This window comes from Synechococcus sp. R6-10, from assembly GCF_047461815.1.
In the GTDB taxonomy this organism is placed as follows: Bacteria; Cyanobacteriota; Cyanobacteriia; order Thermostichales; family Thermostichaceae; genus Thermostichus.
In genome coordinates this window covers 1-11,477 of sequence record NZ_JANSHW010000192.1, presented here as the reverse complement: position 1 = coordinate 11,477, position 11,477 = coordinate 1, and the positions used below count along the sequence as shown (strand labels likewise).

The 11,477-nt window shown below is 59.6% G+C and carries 8 protein-coding genes, 1 tRNA gene and 1 pseudogene; 7 read left to right on the top strand and 3 right to left on the bottom strand.

Translation table 11 applies throughout. The features are described from left to right. The 4 genes from NW837_RS06095 to NW837_RS06080 form a co-directional block, all read left to right on the top strand. Nucleotides 1-279: pentapeptide repeat-containing protein (locus NW837_RS06095; RefSeq protein ID WP_414329863.1), on the top strand; the 279-nt coding region annotated here is incomplete at its 5' end. Between the two features lie 111 nt (nt 280-390). Beyond that, nucleotides 391-2,766 (top strand): phosphoketolase, encoded by a 2,376-nt coding sequence (locus NW837_RS06090; RefSeq protein ID WP_414329861.1) that lies wholly within the window; start codon nt 391-393, stop codon nt 2,764-2,766. A 148-nt stretch (nt 2,767-2,914) separates the two neighbouring features. Then, nucleotides 2,915-3,961: a phospho-N-acetylmuramoyl-pentapeptide-transferase gene (mraY, locus tag NW837_RS06085; RefSeq protein WP_414329865.1), complete on the top strand. Its 1,047-nt coding sequence runs from the start codon at nt 2,915-2,917 to the stop codon at nt 3,959-3,961. A gap of 295 nt (nt 3,962-4,256) precedes the next feature. Then, nucleotides 4,257-6,848 carry a DUF3536 domain-containing protein gene (locus NW837_RS06080; RefSeq protein WP_414329859.1) on the top strand — a complete coding sequence of 864 codons (2,592 nt, stop codon included), beginning with the start codon at nt 4,257-4,259 and terminating at the stop codon, nt 6,846-6,848. Nucleotides 6,849-6,890: 42 nt separating this feature from the next. Here the strand turns inward: NW837_RS06080 and NW837_RS06075 are convergent. Next, nucleotides 6,891-6,964 (bottom strand) — tRNA-Pro (locus NW837_RS06075). 143 nt (nt 6,965-7,107) lie between these two features. Here NW837_RS06075 and NW837_RS06070 point away from each other — a divergent pair. Then, complete coding sequence (locus NW837_RS06070; protein WP_414329857.1) at nt 7,108-7,563, top strand: HHL1-like protein; 456 nt, start codon at nt 7,108-7,110, stop codon at nt 7,561-7,563. Here the strand turns inward: NW837_RS06070 and NW837_RS06065 are convergent. Further along, nucleotides 7,560-8,471, bottom strand: coding sequence for an alpha/beta fold hydrolase (locus tag NW837_RS06065; protein ID WP_414329855.1), 912 nt, complete (start codon nt 8,469-8,471; stop codon nt 7,560-7,562). The genes NW837_RS06070 and NW837_RS06065 overlap by 4 nt on opposite strands. A gap of 441 nt (nt 8,472-8,912) precedes the next feature. Here NW837_RS06065 and NW837_RS06060 point away from each other — a divergent pair, with 441 nt between their 5' ends. After that, on the top strand, nt 8,913-10,340 hold the full coding sequence (locus NW837_RS06060; RefSeq protein WP_414329853.1) for a folate/biopterin family MFS transporter: 1,428 nt from the start codon (nt 8,913-8,915) through the stop codon (nt 10,338-10,340). Nucleotides 10,341-10,457: 117 nt separating this feature from the next. Next, a pseudogene (locus NW837_RS06055) lies at nt 10,458-10,748 on the top strand (DUF6679 family protein); the annotation flags it as partial. A gap of 316 nt (nt 10,749-11,064) precedes the next feature. Here the strand turns inward: NW837_RS06055 and NW837_RS06050 are convergent. After that, nucleotides 11,065-11,477: segregation/condensation protein A (locus tag NW837_RS06050; protein ID WP_414329851.1), on the bottom strand; the 413-nt coding region annotated here is incomplete at its 5' end.

Sequence of the window (11,477 nt, the reverse complement as noted above, 5' to 3'; positions counted from 1 at the left end):
CTAGAGGGAGCGGACTTGGGGGGAGCCAACCTACAGCGAGCGGACTTGCGGGGGGCCAACTTGCAAAATGCCGACCTGGAAGGGGCCAATCTCAGCGGCGCCGAGCTGCGTCAGGCCCAGTTTCAGGGGGCTAACCTGCGGCGGGCCGATGTCAGCGGGGCCAACCTAACCCAAGCCAACCTGGAAGGAGCTCAGATCGAAGGGTTAAAGCACAGCGGATCCCGGATTGCCGGCCTGATCTTTCCCGACGGCACCCCGATCAAGCCCTGGTGGTGGTAACAGGTGCCTACCGCTCACCCAATGAGCCAAATCCAAAGGAATCCCAAGATCCCCCGGCAATTGGGCAAACCCGGATCACCATAGGAGTAGAGATACCTATGGAGTACAGCTATGGTTCTGGCAGAACAGCTCTCGACAAAACCGCTCACCGCCGACGAGCTTCGCAAAATGGATGCCTACTGGCGGGCCGCCAACTATCTGTCGGTCGGGCAAATCTATTTGATGGACAACCCGCTGCTGCGAGAACCCCTGAAACTGGAACATGTGAAGCCACGCCTGCTGGGGCACTGGGGCACCACACCCGGGTTGAACTTCATCTACGTGCATCTCAACCGCATCATCAAACGGGAAAACCTCAACATCCTCTACATCACCGGCCCCGGCCACGGTGGCCCTGCTCTGGTGGCCAACACCTACTTGGAAGGCACCTACAGCGAGGTGTATCCCAACATCGGCCAAGACGCCGAAGGCATGCGCAAGCTCTTCAAGCAATTCTCCTTCCCCGGCGGCGTGCCCAGCCACGTGGCTCCGGAAACCCCTGGCTCCATCCACGAGGGGGGAGAACTGGGCTATGCCCTGGCCCACGCCTTTGGGGCTGCCTTTGATAACCCCGATCTGCTGGTGGCCTGTGTGGTGGGGGATGGAGAAGCGGAAACCGGCCCCTTGGCCGCTTCCTGGCATTCCAACAAGTTCCTCAACCCCATCCACGACGGAGCAGTGCTGCCGATTCTGCACCTGAACGGCTACAAGATCGCCAATCCCACCGTTTTGGCCCGCCTCAGCCGTGACGAGCTGCAAAATCTGTTTGTGGGCTACGGCTACAAACCCTACTTCGTAGAAGGCTGCGAGCCGGCAGAGATGCACCAGTTGATGGCCGCCACTTTGGACACGGTGATCCACGAGATCCAAGAAATCCAGCAGCATGCCCGCAGCAAAGGGGATCCCACTCGTCCCCAATGGCCGATGATCATCCTGCGCACCCCCAAAGGCTGGACCGGCCCCAAAGAGGTGGACGGCAAAAAGGTGGAAGATTTCTGGCGCTCCCACCAAGTGCCCCTGGCGGATCTGGCCAAAAAACCGGAGCACCTCAAGGCTCTGGAGGACTGGATGCGCAGCTACAAGCCGGAAGAACTCTTCGATGAAAATGGCCGTCTGCTGCCGGAGCTGCAAGAGCTGGCCCCCAAAGGGGAAAAACGCATGGGCGCTTTGCCCCACGCCAACGGCGGCCTGCTGACGCGGGAGCTGAAAATGCCGGATTTCCGTCGCTACGCCGTGCCTGTCCCCCGCCCCGGCACCACCGAAGCCGAAGCCACCCGAGTTCTGGGGCAATTTCTGCGGGATGTGATGAAGCTCAACCCCCACAACTTCCGCCTCTTTGGCCCCGATGAAACCGCTTCCAACCGCTTGGATGCTGTGTTTGAGGCCAGTGACCGCACCTGGGTAGCTCCCATCTACGATTGCGACGAGCACCTCTCCCCCGATGGACGGGTGATGGAGATCCTCAGCGAGCACGTCTGTCAGGGCTGGCTAGAAGGCTATCTGCTGACCGGGCGACACGGGTTCTTTTCCTGTTACGAAGCCTTTATCCACCTGGTGGACTCCATGTTCAACCAACACGCCAAATGGTTGAAAACCACCCGGCACATTCCTTGGCGGCGGCCCATCCCTTCCCTCAACTACCTGCTGACTTCCCACGTGTGGCGGCAGGATCACAACGGCTTTAGCCATCAGGATCCCGGCTTTTTGGATCACGTGGTCAACAAAAAGGCCGAAATCATCCGCGTCTACCTGCCCCCGGATACCAATACTCTGCTCTCGGTGGCCGACCACTGTCTGCGCAGTCGCCACTACGTGAACGTGATCGTGGCAGGCAAACAGCCGGCCCTGCAGTACCTGGATATGGATGCGGCCATCAAACACTGCACCCAGGGCTTGGGCATCTGGGAATGGGCCAGCAATGATCAGGGTTCAGAGCCGGATGTGGTCATGGCCTGCTGTGGCGATGTGCCCACCATGGAAACCCTGGCGGCGGTGGACTTTTTGCGGCAGCACCTGCCGGAGATCAAGATCCGGGTGGTGAACGTGGTGAACCTAATGAAGCTGCAGCCGCCCAGCGAACACCCCCACGGCATTAGCGACAAGGAGTTTGTCAGTATCTTCACCCCCGACAAGCCCATCGTGTTTGCCTTCCACGGCTATCCCTGGCTGATTCACCGCCTCACCTACCGTCGCCCCAACCACCACAACCTGCACGTGCGCGGCTACAAGGAGGAAGGCACCACCACCACCCCCTTCGACATGTGCGTTCTCAACCAGGTGGATCGCTTTAACTTGGCCAACGACGTCTTGGAGCGGGTGGATCGCTTCAAGTACCGGCGGGATCACGTCCAGCAGCTTATCCGGGACAAGCTGGTGGAGCACAAGCAGTACATCTGCAAACACGGGGAAGATCTGCCGGAGGTGCGCAACTGGAAGTGGCCCTATTGAAGGGATCCCCACTCAACTAACTTTCGCCTCTGAGCTCTGGCAGGATAGAGTTTTTGAGGGTTTGGAGGTTGAGGGTGTGAGGGGTTCAGAAAGGGTGGATGCGGATACACTTCCTGAACTGGAGCTGGAAGAAACAGAGTGGGGCGGGATGGCGCTCTCGCTGGGGCTGGGTTTGGCCCTCTCGACCCTTGTGATTGGGATCCGCCCCCAGGTGGTCGTTCCTTTTGGATTGAGCGCGTTGGGTTCGGCCCTGCTGGGATCCCTGCTCATCCCCGGGTTGCGGCGCTGGAAGGCGGGGCAAGTGATCCGCCAGGAGGGGCCCCAATCCCACCAGAAAAAAGCAGGCACACCCACCATGGGCGGGATCAGCTTTTTGCCCGTGGGGCTACTGGTGGCCGGGATCTGGAAAGGCCTACGGCCCGCTTACGCGAACGGCTGGGATCCCCATTGGCTGGCCGTCGCGCTGCTCACGCTGGCCTACAGCTTTGTCGGCTGGCTGGACGATTGGCTGGTGATCCGACAGCAATCCAACAAGGGGTTGTCTCCCAAACACAAGCTGTTGCTCCAGGTGGGAGTTGCCCTTGGGTTTTGTGTCTACCTGGCCTGGCAGGGGATCCCGACCAGTCTGACCTTGCCGGGGATAGGCACCCTCTCTCTGGGCTGGCTGTTCTGGCCCTTGGCCCTGTTTGTGTTGGTGGGCACCAATAATGCCGTAAACCTCACCGATGGTATGGACGGCTTGGCGGCAGGGGTGGTGGCCATCCTGCTGATTGGGCTGGGGCTCCTTCACAGGGATCCAGAGCTATCGGTGTTGGCTTTCACCCTGAGCGGTGCCTGCTTGGGGTTCCTGGTTCACAACCACCACCGGGCGCGGCTGTTCATGGGCGATACCGGATCCCTGGGGTTGGGGGGCGCTCTGGCCGGGTTGGCGCTGCTGGGGGATCAGCTCTGGGCCTTGGCCCTGATGGGGGGAGTGCTGGTGGCAGAGGCGCTGTCGGTGATGCTGCAGGTGGGCTACTTCCAATACACCAGACGCAAAACCGGCACAGGCAGACGGCTGTTGCGCATGTCGCCCTTGCACCACCATCTGGAGCTGGGGGGCTGGTCGGAGGTGCAGGTGGTGGGATCCCTCTATGGGATAACGGCGCTGCTGGTGGGGCTGGGCTGGGCCTGGTGGCACTGGACCGGAATGTGAGTTCGAGCTGGGGATCCACCGGGATTCCAATGGGGGCCTGACCTCAAACGGGTTGTTCGGCGTGGGAAATGGCCACCGGCAGATCGGCCCCCACCCGCCAAGTCCCGGGATCCCTTCTGTTGTGAGGAAAACGCAAAGATTACTGACCGATGTTTGTTCCCTGTCAAATTTCCAACTGAATCTTTTACATTCACCGTTGCAGATCGGGGATCGCTGTAACGTATGGATATGAACTTAAGTTAACATTGCCTTCCCCTGTAACCCAGTTGGAGGCCTCTAAAAGGAGTGTAATCTCATGATGCCGAGTGGCTCCAAAAATTCCGATAGGCCAGCGGCACAGTCAGGGCACAGCGATTTGGTCTCCGACCCGCCGATGCAAGCGGCTCCTTCTCCGGCAGGTGCTGCTGAGCTTTCCTCTGCGCGGCCGTACGTGGTGTTGCACGGCCATTTTTATCAGCCGCCTCGGGAGGATCCCTGCCTCAACCGCATTCAGCGACAGCCGAGCGCCAGCCCCTTTCACGACTGGAACGAGCGCATTTGGGCGGAATGTTACCGCCCCAACGCCTTTGCCCGCGTTCTGGACGACCAAGGACGGGTGGTGCGTATTGTCAACAACTATGAATTCTTGAGCTTTAACTTCGGCCCTACTCTCCTCTCTTGGCTAGAGGAGCATGACATTGAAGTTTACCAGCGCATTTTGGCCGGCGACCGTCTCAGCGCTGAGCGGCTGGAGGGTCATGGCAATGCCATCGCCCAAGTCTACAACCACGTCATCCTGCCCCTGGCCAACGAGCGAGACAAGTACACCCAGATCCGCTGGGGAATTGCCGATTTCCAACACCGCTTCGGGCGCCATCCCCAGGGGATGTGGCTGGCCGAAACCGCCATTGATGCAGCAACGGTCACGGCCTTGGTTGAGTGTGGGATCCGCTTCGTCATTTTGGCCCCCAGCCAAGCGCAGCGCATTCGCCCCTTGGGACAAACGGAGTGGATCGACGTTAGCCAAGGCCAGATCGATCCCCGTCGGCCCTACCGCTGCTTTACCCCCGATCGGGAGGGGTACTTAGATATTTTCTTTTTCGATGGCCCCATTTCCCGTGACTTGGGCTTTGGGGATATCGTCTACAGCACCCACTCTCTGGCGGAGCGGATCCGTTCCGCTCTGCGCCCGGACAAAGAGGGGGAAGCCTATCTGATCAACTGTGCCACCGATGGCGAGACTTTTGGCCACCACAAGCGGGGTGTAGAACGCACGCTGGCCTATGCCTTTTGCGAGGAATTTCCCCGCCGGGGCTGGCAGGTGGGCAACTACAGCCATTTTCTCAGCCAACATCCCCCCACTTGGGAGGTGCAACTGAAACCGGTCACCGCCTGGAGCTGCGCCCACGGGGTAGGACGGTGGTCGCGAGACTGTGGCTGCGGAGCGGTGGGAGGGTGGCACCAACGCTGGCGGCAACCGCTGCGGGAGGCCCTCAACTGGCTGCGGGATCAGCTGGCCGAGATCTACGAGACGGAGGCCAGAGCCTACCTGCGGGATCCCTGGCTGGCGCGGGATCGTTACATCGAGGTGATTTTGGATCGGGAGCGCTGTGATGCCTTTTTGCAGGAGCACCAAAGCCACCGCCTCACCGCCGAAGATCGGGTGCAAGTGCTGCGCCTGTTGGAGATGCAGCGCTACAGCCAGTTGATGTTCACCAGTTGTGGCTGGTTTTTCGAGGAGCTATCCCGTCCTGAAGGGGTGCAGATCCTGCGTTACGCGGCACGGGCTATCCAGTTGGCAGCAGCAGTGGCGGATGTCAACCTAGAAGAGGAGTTTTTGCAGCGCCTGAGCAAGGCCCCCAGCAACCTCGACCTCTACAGAGACGGCAAGGGGGTCTATTGCGCCTTGGTGCGCCCCAGCTTGATCAGCCCGCAACGGCTGGTGGCTCAGCACGCCATGTTTTCCCTGTTTAACGGGATCCCCCGTTCCCAAGGATATGTGCTGGATCAAGTGGATCAAGAGCGCCTGACGATAGGCGGGTCGACACTGGCTATCGGGCGGGTGAAGCTCACTTTTCCCACCACCCGCGAAGAGCACGATCTAATCTACGCCGTGCTCCACCTCGGCGGCTGGGACTTTCAATGTGGCGTCAAGCCGTTTGCTGGGCGGCGCATCTACGAGCAGATAAAAGCGCGGCTGCTGGCCGGATCCCACAGCCGGATACAGATGATCCTGACCCTGCAAGACCTATTTGGGCCGGAAACCTTCGACTTGAACGCCCTCGACGACGAAGATCGGCAGCAGATGATGCGCTGGCTCACTCAAGATACCCTAGACCGCCTGGCCCAGCTCTACCGCCAAACCTACCTGGACAATTACGGGGTCTTGATGGCCTTTCGGGCCGACGGCCTGCCGATCCCGGAAGAGTTGTTGGCTGCCGCTCAGATCACCCTCAACCAACGCCTGTTGACCAGTTTGCGGGCGATGGAAATGGAAGAGGGCAAGCGGGATCACCTGCTGGAATTGCGGGCAATTGTGCGCGAGGCCGAGCAGTTGGGGTGTCAGTTGCGGCGGGAAGAGGCAGCCCGGGTTCTGGATCGGCTCCTACAGCGGGGGATGTGGCACCTTGCCCACGCTTTTGAGCCGGAGACCTTCGGCGAACAGCTCTACAACCTGGAAGAATGGCTGCAATTGGCTGCAGACCTGCGCCTGCCCATCAACTTGGATCGCCTGCAAGAGCTCTATCTGACAGCGCTGGAGCGTCAAATTGGCCCGCGTTGCCCAGCTTGGCCCCAAGAAGACTGCCGAGACATTTCTGCCGAAAACCTGCACCGCCTCTTACAGGTTGGGCAGCGAATTCGGGTCAACGTCAACGCCTGGCTGCGTCACCTACACCCCCAAAATTAAACCCCCAAGATTAAGTTGAGAGCTCAGTGAACTTTAAAGCCATCGGGATGACAGGATTCGAACCTGCGACCCCTTCGTCCCGAACGAAGTGCGCTACCAAGCTGCGCTACATCCCGACTGACAGGCCCCTTTAACCGCCCGCCGAAGCTCAACAAGTATAGCACGCCGGCTACGCACAATGAGGACAAGGGATCCCCAGCAGAGAAGGGGATCCAATCTGCGCTAAGCTGCAAAAATCCCCCCTCTCGTCAGCCCAAGTATGAATCCGTCTAAGGGTTTTCGCAAATCCAAGCCTGAGAAAAAACCGGCCAGCTCCAACACTGCCAAGCGTAAGGAAGCCGCCCAACGGTACGACGAGCTGAAAGCCAAGGGGATGCCGGAGTTCAACATCTTTGCCCGCCGTCGCCAGCCCGCGCCTGGCCAGCCCAATCCTTGGCTGCCGGTGGGATCCCTGGCAGTGGGACGTTCCAGCGCCATTCACCAAGCCATTTTCCAAAATGAGGAAGAACTCAAAAAAGCAGCCGTCAGGCTGTTTCCCCGTCTCGGCAAGGTGAAAGATGACCTGGAGTTTGGGTTTCGCCTCAAGGACAAGGACTTCCAAGACGAGCCGATCCAGGTGGCGATCCGTCCCCAGCCTTCACCCCTTCAAGTCTGGATGGCCAAAATCCGAGGTTGGTTGGGCCTCTCCGGCAAAGGAACCTCCAAAAAAGCTTAGACCGCCGCAAAGGCTCTGGGCAGCCAGCCCAAAATCAGAGGGTTGACCACCTCTGGGCGCTCGTCGTGGGGGCAATGGCCTGTATTGGGAATGGGCAAGAACTGGTAGTCGATCCCTTTCACGTGGTTTTGAAAGCCGCGACCCCGTTGAATGGGTGTCCAGGGATCCCCCTCTCCCCAGAGCACCAACAGCGGGCAGCGCACCTGAGGCAATAGGGCTTCAGGAGTTGGGCCAGGGGGAGCGGTGAGAATCGAGGCAAACACCTGCTGAGCGCCCACATCACAGGAAGGGGCATAGAGAATCTCCACCAGCTCATCCGTAATGGCGGCGGGGTTGCGGTACACCTGCTCCAGAGTTGCGCGAATACGCTGCCGCTGCCGCACCCGATCGAACAAAAACGGCCCCGTCACCGGAGAAGCCGCCAGAGCGGTGAAAACACTCATGAAAAGGCGAAACATCGGGCTGAGCTCATGGGAGCGATGGTTCAACCCCCCGGCGCAGTTGAGCAACACTGCTCCTGCCGTTAACTGGGGATGCCGGGCAGCCATGATCAAGCTGAGCAAGGCACCGATGGAATTGCCGATAAATACAGCAGGCTGCTGAATGTGCTGCTGCCAAAAATCCACCAGCAACTCCGCCCACAGATCCAAGGTGTAGGGGAGGGCAGGCTTGGCCGAGCCGCCAAACCCGAGCAAATCCAGGGCATAGACCCGGTATCCTGCCGCAGCCAGCACGGGGATGTTGTGCCGCCAATGGCCGATGGAAGCCCCAAACCCATGCACCAAGACCAGCGAGGGTCCGGATCCCTGCACCACATAGCGAATGGCATGTCCGCGCCAGCTCCAGACTTGGGGAGCAAAAGGAGCAATGGCATCAACCGCAGAACCGGCAGAAGAAGCAGTCAGCACAGCCTGAAAACAGACCCAGTCAAAGATGTAGGTAGAAACTCAGAGCCATCCCTGTTCATCATAGCTTCGGAATGCCTTTGTCTCCCGTCTCTACTGCCCTGCCTGCTGCTGCAGTTGCGGGTTCAGGTGCCGCCGAGGTGGGGTTGGGCCGGTCAACATGGGACGAAAGCATGCTGGACTTCTTGGGATCCCCGCCCTTGGCTGGATGGCATAGCACCCGGGGATTAGCTTTCGACCTCATTTCGACCTCATTATTTTGTAGATTTTGTAGCTCGGCTGGGTTGAGCAGAAAGAGCGCTGGGAAGCGCAACCCGTCCAAGGAGGTCGGAGCCGGAAGCCAGTTGGACAGGTTAAGGTGAAGAGACTGTTAAGATTCTTATGGTTTTGCTGTTGCCAAGGCAACACCGCACCAACTAACATCTCGCTACACTGCGACCGCTCATGATTCATCCTCTGCTGCAACGGCTGCACCAATCCACCCTGACCCCGCTGCGGGATATCCACTGGACGCCGGAATTGTTCGGAATCCTCTTGGTGTACTTTGTGCAGGGGGCGGTGGGGCTGGCACGGCTGGCCACCAGCTTTTACCTGAAGGATAGCTTGGGCCTCAGCCCGTCTCAGGTGGCGGCGTTGATGGGCGTTGCCATGAGCCCCTGGATCCTCAAGCCCCTCTACGGCCTGCTGTCGGATACCGTACCGGTGGCGGGCTATCGGCGTCGTCCCTACCTCTTGTTGTCGGGGCTTCTGGGGTGTGGGGCTTGGCTGGGGATGGCCCTGTGGGCACCGACGGCTGGTCTGGCCACCCTGTGGATGGTTTTGGGATCCCTGGCGGTGGCGGTAGGGGATGTAATCGTAGATTCGCTGGTGGTGGAGCGGGTACACGGCAGTGACTGGGCGGGGACGGGCACGCTGCAATCTTTGACTTGGGGAGCAACGGCCTTGGGATCCCTGCTCACCGCCTATTTGGGAGGAGCGCTCTTAGCCCATTATCCGCCGCAGGTGGTGTTTGGGCTGACGGCCTTTTTGCCGTTGTTCATCGCTCTGGCAGCTTGGGTTATTGCCGATCAACCGGTGGTGTTGTCCCAGGGCTGGGATCCCTTGCAACAACAGGTGGGGCAGGTGTGGCGGGCGCTGCGGCAACCCAGCATTTTGCTGCCGGTGCTGTTTGTGTTCGTTTGGCAGGCCACTCCCAGCGCCGATGCGGCTCTTTTTTACTTTGTCACCAACGATCTCGGCTTTGGGCCGGAATTTTTGGGTCAGGTGCGCTTGGTAACCAGCATCGCCAGTTTGCTGGGGGTAGGGATCTTCCAGGTGTATCTGCGGCGGATCCCACTGCGGCCCCTGTTCGGCTGGATGACGGTGATCTCGGCAGGGTTGGGCCTGACCAGCCTCATCTTGGTCTATCACCTCAACCGGGATTGGGGTATCGACGATCATTGGTTTAGCTTGGGGGACAGCCTGGTGCTGACGGTGGCAGGACAAATTGCCTTTATGCCGGTGTTGGTCTTGGCCGCCCGCCTCTGCCCCCCTGGGATCGAGGCCACCCTCTTTGCCCTGCTGATGTCGGCCTTTAATTTGGCGGGGTTTCTCTCCCAAGAGCTGGGATCCCTGCTGATGCATGGGCTGGGGGTAACGGAGACCGATTTCAGCCGGCTGGGGCTGCTGCTGATCCTGACCAACCTTTCCACCCTCTTGCCCCTGCCGTTTTTGGGCTGGCTGCCGGAAGAGAGCATAACCCTTGGCGGAGCAGAACTGGAGGCGGAAGCCCATGCCTCTCTGGAATCCTTTCTGCGGGATGTGCAGGCAGAAGAAGCGGAGACAGCCTTGGCGATGGAAGGGGTCTCTCTGGCCGAAACCGACCCAACCTAAAGAGACTCTGTCTGGCCTCGGGAAAGGCATACAGCCTCGGTGTCCAGCCGCTAAGATGGAGGGATGAGCTGGGTAGCCCCCACAACTCACTCGGATCTTTCACTTCAGGAGGGGACCGTGCTTCATCGTAGGATCTATCAACTCAGCCGCGAAGGTAAGGATGTGTGGATCTATCTGCGGGATCAGGGACGCTGGCTGGAACGGGCCAAGATCCTCGATATCGAAGGGGACACCATCCTAGTTCGCTACGAGACAGAAGATGAGGAGGAGATCTGCTCCTGGGAGGAGATGATTCGCCTGGAAAGCATTGGAGCTGTTGCTCAGCGCCTTTCCACCATTCCCAAGGGGATGCTCAGCACGTCAGATTTGCTCACCTCAGAAGACTGCCCTCCGGCTGAATTGCTGCATCCGCCACTGTTGCCTACCGAAGGAGAAGATCATCCCAGCAGCGAGCGCCTCGTGGAGGATTACTACCTGGATCGGGAGGCTCCTGCCGAGCTGCCGGTGCGCTCCAGTGGGGAAGATCTCAAACGGGCGGATCGTGCCCGGCACGATGCTGAAGGCACGGATTGAGTTCTCCGTTTGCCAGAGCGGCGCAGAAGAGCGCTTGACATCCTCAGGTTCAGACGCCAGCTCAGAAGCCTAGAGGTGGATGGCCCGGCCACGGCCAGAAAAGTTCTCTAGAGTTCACCTTGGCAGATGAAGGGGATCCCAAGGGCGGGATCTACTTTGCCAGGCCCTCAGTTGTGCAGGGTCGGATGGTCAGTGGGCCGTAGAACTCCTCTTGGCACAGCTCCACCTGAGAGCGGGCAGCCATTAGCAGCAATGACCAGAAGACTTGAATGGGGTGAATGGTCCCGCTGCTGCCGTTTTGATAGCTTTTTTGGCAAAAGTGTTGCTGGAGATCGACAAAGCTGATCTGGGTCAGACCCTGCTGCCAAAGCTGAGCCAGCAGAGATTCTAGCTCGGCGGTGGTTTCCAAAAGGTTTTCCGGGTGGGCTAGCTGAGTGATGGCCGACAGCGCTTGCTGGCGAGAAATCCGTTGGGCCAGCGGCTTTGGGGCAGCTTCGGGCTGGTGTTCCAGCAGGGTTTCCAGCTCTTGCAGGTGGGCGATGAGTTCTTTGAGGGTGATGGGTC